General features: G+C 67.4%; 13 protein-coding genes. 11 read left to right on the forward strand and 2 right to left on the reverse strand.

The window, feature by feature from the left end:
• Positions 1-2: 2 nt before the first annotated feature.
• Both FRZ61_RS08745 and FRZ61_RS08750 read right to left on the reverse strand, forming a co-directional pair.
• On the reverse strand, positions 3-1,628 hold the full coding sequence (locus FRZ61_RS08745) for a class I adenylate-forming enzyme family protein (protein WP_225309185.1): 1,626 nt from the start codon (positions 1,626-1,628) through the stop codon (positions 3-5).
• 41 nt (positions 1,629-1,669) lie between these two features.
• Positions 1,670-2,356, reverse strand: coding sequence for a GntR family transcriptional regulator (locus tag FRZ61_RS08750; RefSeq protein WP_191909363.1), 687 nt, complete (start codon positions 2,354-2,356; stop codon positions 1,670-1,672).
• A gap of 243 nt (positions 2,357-2,599) precedes the next feature.
• On the opposite strand from FRZ61_RS08750, the gene FRZ61_RS08755 reads away from it, so the two are divergent.
• From FRZ61_RS08755 to FRZ61_RS08805, 11 genes are all read left to right on the forward strand, one after another.
• On the forward strand, positions 2,600-3,592 hold the full coding sequence (locus FRZ61_RS08755; RefSeq protein WP_191909445.1) for an ABC transporter permease: 993 nt from the start codon (positions 2,600-2,602) through the stop codon (positions 3,590-3,592).
• Positions 3,593-3,663: 71 nt separating this feature from the next.
• Positions 3,664-4,698, forward strand: coding sequence for a sugar ABC transporter substrate-binding protein (locus FRZ61_RS08760; protein ID WP_151116666.1), 1,035 nt, complete (start codon positions 3,664-3,666; stop codon positions 4,696-4,698).
• An 89-nt stretch (positions 4,699-4,787) separates the two neighbouring features.
• Positions 4,788-6,959: an ABC transporter permease gene (locus FRZ61_RS08765; RefSeq protein ID WP_151116668.1), complete on the forward strand. Its 2,172-nt coding sequence runs from the start codon at positions 4,788-4,790 to the stop codon at positions 6,957-6,959.
• Positions 6,943-8,061, forward strand: coding sequence for an SMP-30/gluconolactonase/LRE family protein (locus tag FRZ61_RS08770; RefSeq protein WP_151116670.1), 1,119 nt, complete (start codon positions 6,943-6,945; stop codon positions 8,059-8,061). Before FRZ61_RS08765 ends, FRZ61_RS08770 begins: the two co-directional genes overlap by 17 nt.
• Positions 8,058-9,605 (forward strand): sugar ABC transporter ATP-binding protein, encoded by a 1,548-nt coding sequence (locus FRZ61_RS08775; protein ID WP_151116672.1) that lies wholly within the window; start codon positions 8,058-8,060, stop codon positions 9,603-9,605. Before FRZ61_RS08770 ends, FRZ61_RS08775 begins: the two co-directional genes overlap by 4 nt.
• An 84-nt stretch (positions 9,606-9,689) precedes the next feature.
• Positions 9,690-10,904 carry an acyl-CoA dehydrogenase family protein gene (locus FRZ61_RS08780; protein ID WP_151116674.1) on the forward strand — a complete coding sequence of 405 codons (1,215 nt, stop codon included), beginning with the start codon at positions 9,690-9,692 and terminating at the stop codon, positions 10,902-10,904.
• 45 nt (positions 10,905-10,949) lie between these two features.
• The gene (locus tag FRZ61_RS08785; RefSeq protein ID WP_151116676.1) at positions 10,950-11,981 is read left to right on the forward strand and encodes a phosphotransferase; all 1,032 of its coding nucleotides are present in this window, start codon (positions 10,950-10,952) and stop codon (positions 11,979-11,981) included.
• Between the two features lie 23 nt (positions 11,982-12,004).
• The gene (locus FRZ61_RS08790; RefSeq protein WP_151116678.1) at positions 12,005-12,868 is read left to right on the forward strand and encodes a 3-hydroxyacyl-CoA dehydrogenase family protein; all 864 of its coding nucleotides are present in this window, start codon (positions 12,005-12,007) and stop codon (positions 12,866-12,868) included.
• Between the two features lie 13 nt (positions 12,869-12,881).
• Positions 12,882-13,652: an SDR family oxidoreductase gene (locus FRZ61_RS08795; RefSeq protein ID WP_151116680.1), complete on the forward strand. Its 771-nt coding sequence runs from the start codon at positions 12,882-12,884 to the stop codon at positions 13,650-13,652.
• 20 nt (positions 13,653-13,672) lie between these two features.
• The gene (locus FRZ61_RS08800) at positions 13,673-14,470 is read left to right on the forward strand and encodes an SDR family oxidoreductase (RefSeq protein WP_151116682.1); all 798 of its coding nucleotides are present in this window, start codon (positions 13,673-13,675) and stop codon (positions 14,468-14,470) included.
• 29 nt (positions 14,471-14,499) lie between these two features.
• Positions 14,500-15,678, forward strand: coding sequence for a thiolase family protein (locus FRZ61_RS08805; protein ID WP_151116684.1), 1,179 nt, complete (start codon positions 14,500-14,502; stop codon positions 15,676-15,678).
• Positions 15,679-15,683: the final 5 nt, after the last annotated feature.

Raw genomic sequence — 15,683 nt, forward strand, 5'->3', positions numbered from 1 at the left:
GATCAGCCGCGGTCCATGGCGCGCAGGACGGCCTTCTGGATCTTGCCGTTGGCGTTGCGCGGCAGGGGATCGCTGAGGAAGGTGACCGTCTCCGGCACCTTGTAGTCGGCCATGCGCTCGCCGCAATAGCTGCGCACCGTGTCGGGCGTGAGGAGCGCGTTGTCGCGCGGTTTGACGAAGACATGGACGCGCTCGCCGAGGACCGGGTCCGGGATGCCGATCACGGCGCATTCCTGTACGCCCTCGAGCCCGGTCAGGATGTTCTCGACCTCGGCGCTGTAGACCTTGTAGCCGCCGCGATTGATCATGTCCTTGCGGCGGTCGAAGATGCGCACGAAGCCCTCCGCATCGACCGAGCCGATATCGCCCGAGCGCCAGAAGCCGTCGACGAACTCGTTGGCATTGGCCTCGGGCCGGTTGAAGTAGCCGGGAACGACCATGGGGCCGGCGATCCAGAGCTCGCCGGGCGTTCCGGGCGGTACCGGCTTCCCCGTCTCGTCGCGCACCACGACCTCGCCGCAGGGCACGACCTGGCCGACGCTGTCCATGTTCTCGCGCCAGCAGCCGCGCGGCATGCAGGTGGTGGGCGAGGTGGTCTCGGTCGCGCCATAGGCGTTGAGCAGCAGCAGATGCGGCAGCCTCCGCGCCAGCATCTCGATCGTCGGCACCGGCATGGGTGCGCCGCCGAAGCAGCCGATCCGCCATTGCGAAAGATCGTGCTGATCGAGATCGGGATAAAGCGCGCAGAGCGTGTAGATGGCGGGCACCAGGATCGAATAGGTGATGCGTTCGCGGGCGGCGAGCGCCAGGAAATCCGGCGTCTTGTAGGCCTGGCGCATCAGCACCACGCAGCCGCCGACGATCATCGTCGCGAAGGAAACGCCGACCAGGCCGGTCACGTGCGAGAGCGGCACCGCCACGATGCAGCGATCCTCCTCGGTGAGGCCATGGCATCGCGCGAAGGTCAGCGAAGAATGGATGATCGAGAGATGGGTGAGGATCGCCCCCTTGGGCCGGCCGGTCGTGCCGGAGGTGTAGAGGATGACGGCGGCGTCCTCTTCGGAGGCCGGCGGTGCTGCGGGCGCGGTATCGGGCCCGACCAGCAGCGCGTCGAAAGGCTGGCTGCCCGGCGCTTCGCCGCCGATGGCGAACAGGTGCGTGACGGTGGCGATGCTGGCGGCGGGCGGAATCTCGTCGGCGAGCTCGGCCTCGTGGATCACGATCTTGGCGGCGCAGTCGTTGATCATGAATTCGAGCTCGTTCGCGCGCTGGCGGGTGCCGATCGGCACGGCGACGGCGCCGATCCGCGTGCAGGCGAGGACCGTGGCCAGGAACTGCCACCGATTGCCGAGGAAGAGCACGACGCGATCGCCGGCGCTGATGCCGTAGCGGGCGAGGCCGGCCGCGATCGATTCCACCAGCTCGTGGAGCTCGCAGTAGCTCAGCCGGCGATCCTCGACGATCGCGGGGCGGTCGGGAAGGCGCTCGAGCAGGGTGGCGAACATCGCCGGGATCGTCGCCGGCCGCTCCGAAAAGCAGCGCATGGAGCGGCCGTCGTAATGCCGCTCGATGCGGAGCGGACCACCGAGCCGGTCGCCCGCCCAGTAGCGGTCCTGCAGTCTCTGCAAGTCTTCCTCCCAGGATGATGGTCGGCCCGTGAATCCGGGCTCTAAGCCGGCAGTCTTTCCAGCAATGCCTTGCCGCCGATCAGGATGTCCCGCGTGATGGCCTGGCGGGCCATCTCGGGGTCGCGCTTCTTCAGGCTGTCGAGAACGCCGATATGGCCGTGGTCCTCGCCCTGGAACGGGCGGCTGCGGCCGTCATAGAGGTAGGAAAGCACCGGGCCGAACTGCATCCACAGATTCTCGACGATGCGGAAGAGGGCGGGCGAGCGCGCCAGGCGGCAGAGCCCGAAATGGAAGTTCTCGTTCTCGGCCAGCGCCGAGGCGAAGTCCTTGTTCTGCTCGGTCTCGATATAGCGATCGTGGATGGCGGCAAGCTCGTCGATCTCGGCATCGGTGACGATGCGCGCCGCCCGGGCAGCGCCTTCGCCTTCGACCAGGGTGCGAAGGTCGCGGATCTCGATGCAGCGCTCGCGGCTGAGCTCGGGCACCATCACGGTGCCGCGCTCGTCCATCACCAGCGCCGCCTCGGAGACGAGGCGCAGCAGCGATTCCCGGACGGGCGTGACGCTGATGCCGAGCTCCTCGGCCACCTGGCGGGCGATCAGCTTCTGGCCGGGGCGCAGGCGGCTGCGCATCAGCGACAGCCGGATCGCGCCATAGGCCTGTTGGCTGAGGCTCTCCTTGCTGATCTGCCCGCCGAAGGGGCGGCCCGGCCAGTCCCGTTCCAACATCGCGAGGGGCATCCCCCAGCCTCTTATTTGAGCAGCCTTGACAAAATCGTCGCCATCGGGCCGTCTGTAGCGTATTATAACAAATAACACATAACAAACAATCGGGCGGACAGCCTAGCTGATAGCCACGGTTGCGAGAGTTTTGGGCAGGTCCGGCCGAGCCGGATCGGCCCCCGAAGAATGTGAAGCGGCCGCGGTTTGCCGCTCACGGGTGTTCGGCAGGGGAGGACATCGATCGTGGCGATGGCGACCACCACGGGCGTGCGCAAGTCCGGCTACAAGCCGAGCCAGGCGACGATCGTCCTGGGGCTGACGCTGGTGCTTTTCGTGGCCTTGAGCGCCGGGCTGCCCGGCTTCCTGACGCTCGGCAATTTCTTCACGCTGGCGCGCGGCGTCTCGATCCTGGGCATCCTGGCCTTGGGCATGGCGGTCGTCGTCATCGGCCGCGGCATCGATCTCTCCCAGATCGCCACGCTCGCCGTCTCGGCCGCCATCGCCGTGACCCTCATCAATGCCGGCGCGCCGGTCCTCGTCGGCCTTTTCGCCGGGCTGGTGCTGGCGATCGCGATCGGCGTGCTCAACGGCTACCTGATCTCGGTCGTCGAGATCCCGGCGCTTTTCACCACGCTGGCGACGGCGCTCTTCGCGCTGGGCGTGACCCGCGCGCTGGTCGTGCCGCACTACCAGGTCTTCCTCGAGCCCGGCCATGACTGGTTCCTGGCGCTGGGCGGCACGCTTGCCGACGGGCTGCCGGTGCCGGTCATCGTGTTCGCGGTCTGCGCCGTCCTGCTGCATCTGTTCCTGTCGCGCACCGTGCTCGGCCGCTTCATCTACGCCCATGGCGACAACGCCCAGGCGGCGCGGCTCTCGGGCATCGCGACCCGTCCGCTGACGATGCTGGAATACGGTCTCTGCTCGGCCATCGGCTATGTGGGCGGCGTCGTCATGGTGGCATCGACCTCGCTGATCCATCTGCAGATCGCGGAATCGACCATGATCTTCGACGTGATCCTGGTGGTCGTGCTGGGCGGGGTCAGCCTCGTGGGCGGGCGCGGCAATGTCGTCAGCGTGATCGCCGGGACGCTTCTCATCGGCGTCCTGCTCAACGCCATGACGATCATGAATCTCGACGTCCAGACCCAGGACATGATCAAGGGCGCCGTTCTGCTCTGCGCGATCATGTTCGACAGCTACGTGCATCCTCGCGACGAGGAGACCGCGAAACAGGGGGATTGAGATCGGGCAACCGGGCGCCGCTCGGCGCTCGTAAAACAACAAGTCGTTCTTCGGCACTAGGGAGGAAACCAATGTCGTTCAGAAAATACGGGTTCGCCGGAATTCGCACCGCCGTGGCTGTCGCCGCCTTGACGGCCATCGGGATCACGATCGGCGCCGGCGCCATCGGCAAGGCGCAGGCCGCCGATCCGCGCGAGGAGCTGTTCCAGAAATTCACCGCCGCGACCAAGGGCAAGAAGGTCGCCTGGGTTCCCGTCTGGCTCGGCGTGCTCGAGTCCGAATGGACCCGCGTGATGAAGGCCAATTTCGACAATTACGGCATCGAGCTCACGATGCGCGATCCGAACTTCAAGTCGGACGTGCAGCTCCAGGCCGTCAGCACGCTCATCAACGAGAAGCCCGACATCCTGATCGTGCAGAACCCGACCACCACGCTGCTGGCCCGCGAGCTCAAGCGCGCCATGCAGTCGGGGATCAAGGTGATCCAGGTCAACATGTCCTCGAACACCACGACCGACGCCTATGTCGGCGCCGACGTTCCGCATATGGGCCGGGTGCTGGCGCAGGAGACGCTGAACGTCTGCGGCGGCGGCAAGGGATCCGGCAAGGTCGCGATCCTGCAGGGCGAGGCCACGGCGGCCTATTCGCTCGACATGACCAAGGCGGCGACCGAGGTGCTGGGAACCGATCCCACGATCAAGATCGTCTCCTCGCAGCCGACGAACTGGGACGCCAACAAGGGCGCCGAGATCATGACCAACGTGTTGCAGCAGAATCCCGATCTCTGCGCCGTCATCAGCGTCTGGGGCCCGCAGACCGCCGGCGCCGCGCAGGTGATCAAGAACGCCGGCAAGCAGGGCGAGATCAAGGTCTTCGTGGCCAGCGACGGCCAGCCCGCCGACTGCGACCTGCAGGAGCAGGGGCTCTACACCAAGATCCTCTCCTACACCGCCAACCTCCAGGGCGAGGCGATCGTGAACGCCGCGCTGGCGCTGCTGCAGGACGACCGGCCCGCCGGTTCCACCCAGTACGCGTTCTACACCACCAACTACTGGGTGAGCGGGCCGCAGGACCGCCAGTACTGCTTCACCGTGCCGAAGGAATAGCTCCTATCGCCCGGCTCGACTCCGCTTTGGCCGACGCCCCCGCCGAAAGGCGGCGGGCGTCGGCGCCTGCGCTGACCAATGGATTCGGCATGACCTCGCTACGGCGCCTCTGGTACCGATACTCGCCTCAGCTCTATCTCAGCGAGCTTCTCGAGAAGCGGTGGATGGAACCGATCATTCCGTTCATCCTGATGTGCGTCGTCTTCCTCGTCTTCGCCCTGATCATTCCCGGCTACGTCTCCTTCATCCAGCTCCAGCAATTGATGCGGAGCTTTCCCGAGCAGGCCTTCGTCGCCATGGCCATGGCGATCGCGATCCTCTCGGGCGGCATCGACCTTTCGGTCGGCGCCGTCTTCGCCATGGCCAATTTCGTCGCCCTCTATCTGCTGCAGATCCTGGGCCTGCCTTTCCCCGTTGCGGTGCTGGGCGTGCTGGCCTGGGGCGCCTTCATCGGCGCCGTCAATGGCGGCCTGATCGCCTATGCCAAGACGCGGCCCTTCCTGACCACGATGGTGGTCCTGATCGTGGTGCGCGCCGCCTACAACAAGCTGACCGCCGCCTTCACCGACGAGCTGGCGAGCGGCTACGCCGACAGCCCGACCTGGGACTTCATCGGCATCGGCTCGATCGGGGGCATCCCGGTCAACATGGCCTGCCTCGTGGTGATCGGGATCGCGGCCCATTTCTACCTGACTCGGATCCGCCCGGGTGTCCATATCATGGCCGTCGGCTCGAGCCGCAAGGCCGCGCGCCATGCCGGCATCAATGTGAAGTTCTCGCTCTTCTTCGCTTACGTCCTGTCCGGCCTTCTGACCTCGTTCGGCGGGCTGCTTTATGCCGCCCGGCAGAACAGCGCCGGCACCGACACCGGCGTGGGCTGGGAGGTCAACGCGCTGGCGGCGGCGGTCGTCGGCGGCATCAGCCTCAGCGGCGGGCGCGGCACCATCAGCCGCGCGCTCATCGGTGCCGCCATCATCTTCCTGCTCATCAACGGCCTGGTGCAGCTCGGGACCCATGGCAGCCTGACCTCGGCCGCGATCGGCTTCATCCTGCTGGCGGCCGTGGGCTTCAACGTCAAGTTCGTCAAGAACAAGGGCAAGATCCTGCAGAAGATCTATGTCAGCCCGAGCCTGGTGGAATTCACAGCCCCGCCCTCGATCGAGCGCGGCAGCGGCAGCGTCTATGCGGAGAACGACCGGCTGAAGAGCGTCGAGGCCATCGCCCTCAACCGCATCGAGGGCCCCGAGGACGTCATCCTCGACCGCAAGGACAATCTCTACACGGTCAACCGCAACGGCTCGATCATCCGCTTCCTGGCGCCGGACTACGAGACGCGCGAGGAGTTCGCGCGCATCGGCGGCCGCCCCTTGGGCCTCGCCTTCGACCGCGACGAGAACCTGCTGGTCTGCGTGGCGGCGATGGGCGTCTACGGGGTCAAGCCCGACCGCACGGTCTTCAAGGTCACCGACGAGACCAACCGCACGTGGTACCGCTTCAAGGACGATGCGCGGCTCTGGCTCGCGGACGATCTCGACGTGGCGCCCGACGGCAAGATCTATTTCAGCGACGCCACGACGCGCTACGACCTCTCCGACTGGGCGCTCGACGGGTTCGAGGGGCGCGGCAACGGGCGGCTCGTCTGCCACGATCCGGCCACCGGCAAGACGCGCACGATCCTCAAGAACCTGGCCTTCCCCAACGGCATCTGCATCGCCCATGACGGGCAGTCGGTGCTCTGGGCCAGCACCTGGCTCTGCAAGATCTACCGCTACTGGATCGCGGGCGAGAAGGCGGGCCAGCTCGAGATCCTGATCGACAACCTGCCGGGCTATCCGGACAACATCAACCGCGCCTCGGATGGCAACTACTGGCTCGCCTTCGTGGGCCTGCGCTCGCCGGTCTACGATCTCGCCATGGCCGATCCGGCCTTCCGTGTGCGCATGGTCAAGCAGATCCCGCCCGACGAATGGCTCTGCCCCGGCATCAACTACGGCTGCGTCATCAAGTTCAACGATGAAGGCGAGGTGCTGGAGTCGCTCTGGGATCCGGGTGCCCAGCAGCACCCGACCATCACCTCCATGCGCGAGCACAAGGGCTATCTCTATATCGGCGGGCTCGAGAACAACCGCATCGGCCGCCTGAAGCTGCCGAATGCCGATCCGGGATGGACCGGCTGGGATTCCTATTGGGGCTCGAAGCGGCGACCGGGGCCGGGTGCGGCCGCGCCGGAGACGAGGGTGGGTCATGTCGCTCGCGCGTGACATCATCGATCGCGTCTTCTTCCCGAACCGCGATGTCCATGCGATCCCGGTGCTCGATGGCGGCTTCTCGCCGAACCAGCGCCTCGAGCAGGCCGAGGTTCTGGCCTCGTTCGAGGCGCCCGATTCCCTGGCGCTGGGACCGGACGGGCGGCTCTATGTGTCGGCCGGCCCGGCGATCCATGCTTGCTCGGGCAGCCGCCTCGACAAGCCGGAGATCTTCGCGCGGGCCGAGGCGCCCGTCAGCGCCCTCCGCTGGACAGGCGACGGCAGGCTGCTCGCAGCCGTCGACGGCCGGGGCCTCCATGCCTTCGATCGCGGCGGCAAGCTGGTGGCGCGCCTGGATGCGCTGGGGGGCGTGCCGCTGCGCTGCGTGACTGCTATCGCCGTCGCTGCCGACGGCACGGTCTATGCCACCGACGGGTCGCGCCATAACGAGGCCGCGCAGTGGCTGACCGACCTGATGCAGAACCGGCGAGGCTCGGGCCGGCTCATCGCCGCCGCGTCGGACCTTTCTAATCCCCGCCTTGTCAAGGACGGCTTGTCCTGGCCCGCGGGTGTCGCGATCGGCCATGACGAGAAGGAAGTGCTGGTGGGCGAAGCCTGGGCGCACGGGCTTTCGGCCGTGAGCCGGGCCGACGGAAGCGTTCGCAGGCTGGTCAGGAACTTCGTCGGCTATCCGGGCCGCATCTGCCGTAGCGCCAAGGGCGGCTACTGGGTCGCGTTCTTCGCGCTCAGGACCCAGCTCACCGAGTTCATCCTGCGCGAGCCGATCTTCCGGATGAAGATGATGGAGCAGGTGCCGCCCGACCTGTGGATCGGCCCGACGCTCGGCGGCAAATTCGACTATCGCGAGCCGACGCAGATCGGGCGCATCAAGAAGCTCGGCATCCAGAAACCCTGGGCGCCGCCGCGCTCCTACGGGTTGGTCGCGCGTCTCGACGAGCAGGGGCAGGCGCTGGAGAGCCTGCACAGCCGCGTCTCCGGCAACCTCCATGGCATCACCGATGTCGCCGAGATCGGGACGACGCTCTACGCCGTCTCGAAGGGGCATGGGAAGGTGGCGTCGGTCGCGCTGACGCCGGCCGCGGGAGGCCGGGCATGAGCGAGCCGACGCGAGAGCCGGTCCTGCGCATCGGCCGCGGCAGCAAGGTCTATGGCGGCGTCCATGCCATCGACGGGGTGGATTTCGACCTCATGCCGGGCGAGATCCATGCGCTCCTGGGCGAGAACGGTGCCGGCAAATCGACGCTCTGCAAGGCGATCGCTGGCGCCATCGAGCTGACCTCGGGCGACTATTTCCTCGGCGGCGAGAAGGTCTCCTTCGCCACGCCGGGCGAGGCGCTGCGGGCGGGCGTGGCCATGGTCTATCAGGAGACCAGCCTGGTGCCTTCCATGACCGTCGCCCAGAATCTCGAGCTGGGGATGGAGAAGCTCTTCACCGTCTACCGCAAGATCAACATCGCCGCCCAGCAGTCGCAGCAGGCCTTGAACTTCAACGTCGACCCGCTGGCGCTGGTCGAGACGCTCGGCACGGCGAAGCGCCAGATGGTCGAGATCGCGCGCGCCGTGCGCCACAACGCCCGGGTCATCATCTTCGACGAGCCGACGGCGAGCCTCACGCCGGAGGAGATCCAGCATCTCTTCCATCTCCTGAGGCGCCTGCGCAGCCAGGGGGTGGGGATCATCTTCATCTCCCACGCGCTGGAGGAAGCGCTCAAGATCGCCGACCGCATCACCGTGCTGCGCGACGGCAAGCTGGTCAGCACCGGCCCGGCCGCCGGCCTCGACCGGGCGCAGATCGTGCGGATGATGGTCGGGCGCGACATCGCCGCCACGCATTATGCCGAGGTGGAGGGCGGCGAAGCGCCGGCCGCGAGCGCGGCGACGGTTGCGCCCACGCCGCCCAGGGAACGGCGGCAGGTGCTGGTGGTCGAGAACATCACCATGGGCAACGTGGTGAAGAACATGTCCTTCTCGGTCTATGCGGGCGAGGTGGTGGGCATGGCCGGGCTGGTCGGCGCCGGCCGGACCGAGATCGCCCATATCGTCTGCGGCGCGCGCAAGCGCAACTTCCTGCGCGGCGGGGCGATCTATCTGAACGGCAAGGCCGTGCGCTACCGTGTGCCTCGCCAGGCGGTGCGCGACGGCATCGTCTACATCACCGAGGACCGCAAGCTCGACGGCTTCTTCGAGACCATGACGGCCGACGACAATATCTATCTGGGCTACCTGGCCTCGCCCAAGGGCCGGCGGCTGCTCTATTCGCTGAAGGAGCGCAAGACGGTCGCGGACCGCTGGGTCAAGAACCTGGCGATCTCGGCCTTGAAGCGCAGCCTCAAGATCATCGAATATTCGGGCGGCAACCAGCAGAAGGTCGTGGTCGCGAAGTCGCTGGCCCAGGAGCCCTCCCTGGTGATCTTCGACGAGCCCACGCGCGGCGTGGATGTGGGCGCCATCCCGCAGATCCATGCGGCAATCCGCGGGCTCGCGGCGCAGGGCAAGGCGGTGGTAGTCATCTCTTCCTATCTGCCGGAGATCCTCTCCGTTTCCGACCGCGTGCTCGTCGCGCGCGCGGGCCGGATCGTGGAGGAGATGCCGGCGTCCGAGGCGACGGAAGAGAAGATCATGTATGCGGCGATCCACTGACGGGCCCGTTTCGCCGGCCTTCCTCGACGGATCACCCTCCACGAACCTTCCGCCTTCGGCCAGCCCATGGGAGTGTCAGAACCTATGTTCTATGAGAAATCGGAGAAGGTGCTGCAGCTGACGGCCCGGCTCGAGGCCTTCATGGACCGGCATGTCTATCCGAACGAGGCGCGGTTCTACCGCGAGGCGGAGGAGCTCGGTCCCTGGAAGATCTATCCGGTGGTGGAGGAGCTGAAGCCGCTGGCGAAGAAGGAAGGCCTGTGGAACCTGTTCCTGCCGGCGAGCGGCCACGGGGCGGGCCTGACCAATCTCGAATATGCGCCGCTCTGCGAGATCATGGGACGCTCCCATCTGGCGCCCGAGCTTTTCAACTGCAACGCGCCGGATACCGGGAACATGGAGGTGCTGGAGCGCTACGGCACGCCCGAGCAGCAGGAGCGCTGGCTGAAGCCGCTGCTGGCCGGTGAGATCCGTTCCTGCTTCGCCATGACCGAGCCCGCGGTTGCCTCCTCCGACGCCACCAACATCGAGAGCTCGATCGTCCGCGACGGCAACGAATACGTCATCAACGGGCACAAGTGGTACACCACCAACGCCACCGATCCGCGCTGCAAGATCTGCATCTTCATGGGCAAGACGGACCCGGCCAACCCGGACCGCCATCGCCAGCAGTCGATGATCCTGGTGCCGATGGACACCCCCGGCGTGACGGTGACCCGTGCCCTGCCGGTCTTCGGCTATTACGGCGTGCCGGACCGGGCCTCCGAGGTGCTGTTCAAGAATGTCCGCGTGCCCGTCTCGAACATGCTGCTCGGCGAGGGCCGGGGCTTCGAGATCGCGCAGGGCCGCCTCGGGCCGGGCCGTATCCATCACTGCATGCGCCTCATCGGCCTGGCCGAGCGGTCGCTGGAGAGGATGTGCATCCGGGCCTCGAGCCGGGTCGCCTTCGGCAAGCCGATCGCGGAACAGACCGTGACCCAGGAGCGCATCGCCGAGGCCCGGATCATGATCGAGCAGGCGCGGCTGCTGACGCTGAATGCTGCCTATAAAATGGACACGGTCGGGAACAAGGCCGCCCGGATGGAGATCGCCATGATCAAAGTGGCGGTGCCGAACATGGCCTGCCAGGTGATAGACTGGGCGATGCAGGCTCATGGCGGCGGCGGGACCAGCAACGATTTCGGCCTCGCCACCGCCTATGCCACTGCCCGTCTCCTGCGTCTGGCCGATGGGCCGGACGAGGTCCATCGCAACCAGATCGCCCGCCTCGAGCTGAAGAAATATTCCAACCGTGCATGACGTGACCCTGACCAGCACATCCCCGACGAATCCTGAGAGAGTGGCATGACGGCGGCTGGATCGCCGCTGCCCGCGGAATGGGCGAGACTGGAGCCGTGGCTCGCCGCTCATGTCGCCGGATTCCGCGGACCGGTCACCGTCACCCGCTTCGAGGGCGGCCAGTCCAACCCGACCTATCGCCTGGATGCGGCCTCGGGTTCCTATGTGCTGCGGCGCAAGCCGCCGGGCGTGCTCCTGCCGAGCGCGCACGCCGTCGATCGCGAGTTCCGCGTGCTCGCGGCCCTGAAGGGCAGCGGCGTGCCGGTACCGCGGGTCCATGCGCTGGGCGAGGCCGACATCATCGGCACGCCGTTCTACGTGATGGACCATGTCGAGGGCCGCGTCTTCTGGGACCAGCGGCTGCCGGGCCTCGAGCCGCGGGAGCGTGCCGCGATCTACGATTCCATGAACGAGACCATCGCGCGGCTGCACCGGATCGACCCGCAGGCCGTCGGCCTCGGCGATTACGGGAAGCCGGGCAATTTCCTGGAGCGGCAGATCGGCCGCTGGTCGAAGCAGTATCAGGCGTCCGAGACCGAGACGATCGAGGCCATGGACCGTCTCATCGAGTGGCTGCCGCGCCACATCCCGGCGCAGGACGCCACCGGCATCGTCCATGGCGATTATCGGCTCGACAACCTGATCTTCCACCCGACCGAGGGCCGGGTCGTGGCGGTGCTCGACTGGGAGCTTTCCACGCTCGGCGATCCGCTGGCCGATTTCGCCTATCACGTCATGACCTGGCGCATCTCGCCCTCGGTCTTCCGCGGCCTGGCCGGCACCGATTTCAAGGCGGTCGGCATTCCCGACGAGACGGCTTATGTCGCCCGCTATTGCGAGCGGACGGGACGGGGCCGGATCGCGGGCTGGGACTTCTATATCGCCTACAGCCTGTTCCGCATCGCCGCGATCATGCAGGGCATCGCCAAGCGGGCGATCGAGGGCAATGCGGCGAGCGAACGCGCGGCCGAGGTCGGCCGCGCGGCGCGGCCGATCGCCGAGCAGGCCTGGGACCTGGCGCGCCGCATCGGCGCCTGAACTTTCCGGAGGAAGCGAAGGGTATGGAGCAGAAGGAAAGGATCGGTGTCGTCGGCGCCGGTCTCATGGGACGGGAGATCGCGCTGGTCTTCGCGCTGGCCGGCTACAAGGTGCTGCTCTGCGACCAGACCGAAAGCCATCTGGCGCAAGCGATGGAGCGCCTCGGCCAGATCCTCGAGAAAGGGGTCGGGCGCGGCTTCTACAAGGAAGAGGATGTCCTGCGCGCGCTCGGCGACATCGCCACCACGACCGATTTCGGCCTCTTTGCCGACCGCGATTTCGTCACCGAGGCGGTGTTCGAGCGCGAGGACGTCAAGGCCGCGGTCTTCGAGAAGCTCGACGCGATCTGCCAGCCCTCCTGCGTCATCGCGACCAATACCTCGACCATCCCGATCTCGGTGCTGGCCTCGCATGTCTCGGAGGCGCGGCGGCCCCGTTTCATCGGCACGCATTATTTCTCGCCGGTCTCGCGCATGAAGCTGGTCGAGGTCATGCCAGGCTTCGCCACGGCGCCCGCCACCGTCGATCTGGCCATGCGCCTCTGCCGGTCGGTCGGCAAGACGCCGATCGCCATCAAGGACGTGCCCGGCTTCGCCGTGAACCGGCTTCTGCATGTGCTGATGATCGAGGCGGTGCGGCTGGTGGAGGAGGGGGTGGCGACGCCGGAGGATATCGACACCGCCTGCAAGCTCGGCCTCGGTCATCCGATGGGGCCGTTCGAGCTGATGGATGCCACGACCTCGAGCCTCTGCCTGCAGGCCCAGGAGATCATGTTCGAGGCCTATGGCGAGCGCTTCCGGCCGCGGCCGCTGCTGAAGCAGCGCGTGCGCGCCGGCCTGGTCGGCGGGCGCGGCAAGCCCGGCTGGCGCACGCCCGGCGGCAACTGAGGGCGCGCCCCCCTTGCTGTTCGATCTCACCGGCAAGACCGCGATCGTCACGGGCTCCTCGCGCGGCATCGGGCTTGCCATCGCGACCCGCCTGGCGGAGGCGGGCGCCCGGGTCGTGATCTCCTCGCGCAAGGCGCCGGCCTGCGAGGCCGCCGCCGCCGGAATCAACGCGCGTTACGGAGCGGGGCGGGCGATCGCCGTGCCGGCCAACATCTCTTCGAAGGACAACCTCAAGGCACTGGTCGAGCAGACGCTGGGCCAACTCGGCCGCCTCGACATCCTGGTCTGCAATGCCGCTTCCAATCCCTATTTCGGCCCGATGAGCGGCATCGGCGACGATGCGTTCCGCAAGATCCTCGAGAACAACATCGTCGCCAACAACTGGCTGATCCAGTTAGCGCTGCCGGCGCTCGAGCGCCAGGGCGGGGGATCGATCGTCATCATCTCCTCGATCGGCGGGCTGCAGGGCTCGGCCGGGATCGGCGCCTACAACATCTCCAAGGCCGCCGACATGCAGCTCGCGCGCAATCTCGCGGTCGAGCTCGGGCCGAAGCAGATCCGCGTCAATTGCATCGCGCCGGGCCTGGTCCGCACCGATTTCGCCCGGGCCTTGTGGGAGAACCCCGAGACCCTGGCGCACTACACGAAGGCCGCCCCGCTGGGCCGTATCGGCGAGCCGGACGACATCGCGGGCTGCGCCGTCTTCCTCGCCTCGCCGGCCAGCGCCTTCCTCACCGGGCAGACGATCGTCGTCGATGGTGGCGTCACCATCGCCGGCGTGTGAAAGCAGAGCGGGAACGCATCATGAGGGTCGAGGGCAAGGTTGTCGCGGTCACGGGCGGGGCGAGCGGGATCGGCCGTGCCCTGTGCCAGCGCTTCCACAAGGAAGGCGCGGCCAAGGTCGTCGTCGCGGACCTCGATGTCACAGCCGCCGAGGCTGTCGCCGCCGAGATCGAAGGCGCCGCGTTCCGCTGCGACGTCTCCGACGAGGCGCAGATCGCCCGGCTCGTCACAGAGACCGAGGACCGGTTCGGGCCGATCGACCTGTTCTGCTCCAATGCCGGCATCGCGACCTTCGACACGCGGCCGCGCGACGCCAGCAGCGCGTCCAACGCCGCCTGGGAACGGAGCTGGGCCGTGAATGTCATGGCGCATGTCTATGCTGCCCGCGCGCTGACGCCGCGCATGGCGGCACGGGGCGGCGGCTATTTCCTGCATACGGTGTCGGCGGCCGGTCTGCTCTCGCAGATCGGCGGTGCCGTCTATGCCACGACCAAGCATGCCGCGATCGGATTCGCCGAGGCGCTGGCGATTGCCCATCGCGATGCGGGGATCCGGGTCTCGGTGCTCTGTCCCCAGGGCGTGGACACGCCGATGCTGCGCGCGCTGCCCGACGGCCCGCAGGCGCGCGACGGGGTCATCAGCGCGGAGGCGGTCGCGGACTGCGTGATCGAAGGCCTGGCCGAGGAGCGATTCTTGATCCTGCCGCATCCCGTCGTGGCCGACTACATGCGGCGCAAGACCGCCGACTACGACCGCTGGCTCTCCGGCATGGTGCGGCTGCGGCGGACGCTGGAAGGCGACGGCGCCCCTCGAGATTGAACCGATTGGAACGCAACGGAGACAAGGACATGGACATCGTGCTTTGCGGCGGCAAGCGGACGCCGTTCGGGGATTTCGGCAAGTCGTTGAAGGACACGACGCTGGTCGAGCTCGGCAGCCACGCGGCACAGGCGACGCTCAAGGGCGCCGGGCTGGCCGCCGAGAAGGTCGATCAGCTCGTCTGGGGCAATGTCCTGCCGGTCGACCAGGAAGGCTATCTCGCGGCCCGGGCCGTGGCGTTGAAGGCGGGTCTGTCCGAAAGCTCGATCGCGCTCAATGTCAACCGCGCCTGCGGCTCCGGCATCCAGGCGATCATGTCCGCGGCCGAGCATATCGTCGCCGGCCATAGCCGCGTGGCGCTGGCGGGCGGCGGCGAGAATTTCTCGCGCGCGCCCTATATCGTCACCTCGGCGCGCTGGGGCTCGAAGCGCGGCCCTCAGACCATGGTCGATGCGCTGGACTGGGCCTATCGCGATCCTTTGAGCCTGGAGCTGATGGGCGAGACCGCCGAGAACCTGGCCGACGACTTCCAATATACGCGTGACGCCATGGACGATTACGCGCTCTCGAGCCAGCGCCGGGCCGGGACCGCGGTCGCCAGCGGCTTCCTCGCCAAGCAGATCGCACCGATCGAGGTGCCGGACGGCAAGGGTCGGCGCCTGTTTTCGGTCGACGAATTCCCGCGTCCCGACATCGCGCGCGAGAAGATCGCGGCCATGAAGCCGGTGTTCCGCGCTGGCGGCAAGGTCACGCCCGCCAATTCCAGCGGCGTCACCGACGGGGCCGCGTTCGTCATCGTGGCCGAGCGGGGTGCCGCCGAGAAGGCCGGCATCCGCCCGCGCGCGCAGATCGTCGATTATGCGATCGCCGGCGTGCCGCCGCGCATCATGGGCTGCGGCCCGGTGCCGGCCACGCGCAAGCTGCTCGAGCAGCAGAAGCTCAAGGTCTCGGACATCGATTATTTCGAGGTGAACGAGGCCTTCGCGGCCGTCAATCTTCATGCCGAGTCCCAGCTCGGCGTGCCTCGCGATGCGACCAACCTCTATGGCGGCGGCATCTCGATCGGCCATCCGCCGGGGGCCACGGGCGTGCGCATGGCGCTCAACGCCCTCCAGCATCTCGAGGACAGCGGCGCGCGCCGCGCCGTCCTCACGCTCTGCATGGGCGGCGGCCAGGGGCTGGCCATGCTCATCGAACGGCTGCACTGAACGGA

Source organism: Hypericibacter adhaerens, assembly GCF_008728835.1.
Classification (GTDB): Bacteria; Pseudomonadota; Alphaproteobacteria; order Dongiales; family Dongiaceae; genus Hypericibacter; species Hypericibacter adhaerens.

Excerpts from the sequence above, each read along its gene's own strand:
- FRZ61_RS08775 (WP_151116672.1), top strand. The coding sequence starts at position 8,058 with ATGAGCGAGCCGACGCGAGAGCCGGTCCTGCGCATCGGCCGCGGCAGC.
- FRZ61_RS08755 (WP_191909445.1), top strand. The coding sequence starts at position 2,600 with ATGGCGACCACCACGGGCGTGCGCAAGTCCGGCTACAAGCCGAGCCAG.
- FRZ61_RS08800 (WP_151116682.1), top strand. The coding sequence starts at position 13,673 with ATGAGGGTCGAGGGCAAGGTTGTCGCGGTCACGGGCGGGGCGAGCGGG.
- FRZ61_RS08760 (WP_151116666.1), top strand. The coding sequence starts at position 3,664 with ATGTCGTTCAGAAAATACGGGTTCGCCGGAATTCGCACCGCCGTGGCT.
- FRZ61_RS08750 (WP_191909363.1), bottom strand. The coding sequence starts at position 2,356 with ATGTTGGAACGGGACTGGCCGGGCCGCCCCTTCGGCGGGCAGATCAGC.
- FRZ61_RS08765 (WP_151116668.1), top strand. The coding sequence starts at position 4,788 with ATGACCTCGCTACGGCGCCTCTGGTACCGATACTCGCCTCAGCTCTAT.
- FRZ61_RS08770 (WP_151116670.1), top strand. The coding sequence starts at position 6,943 with ATGTCGCTCGCGCGTGACATCATCGATCGCGTCTTCTTCCCGAACCGC.
- FRZ61_RS08790 (WP_151116678.1), top strand. The coding sequence starts at position 12,005 with ATGGAGCAGAAGGAAAGGATCGGTGTCGTCGGCGCCGGTCTCATGGGA.
- FRZ61_RS08785 (WP_151116676.1), top strand. The coding sequence starts at position 10,950 with ATGACGGCGGCTGGATCGCCGCTGCCCGCGGAATGGGCGAGACTGGAG.
- FRZ61_RS08805 (WP_151116684.1), top strand. The coding sequence starts at position 14,500 with ATGGACATCGTGCTTTGCGGCGGCAAGCGGACGCCGTTCGGGGATTTC.
- FRZ61_RS08780 (WP_151116674.1), top strand. The coding sequence starts at position 9,690 with ATGTTCTATGAGAAATCGGAGAAGGTGCTGCAGCTGACGGCCCGGCTC.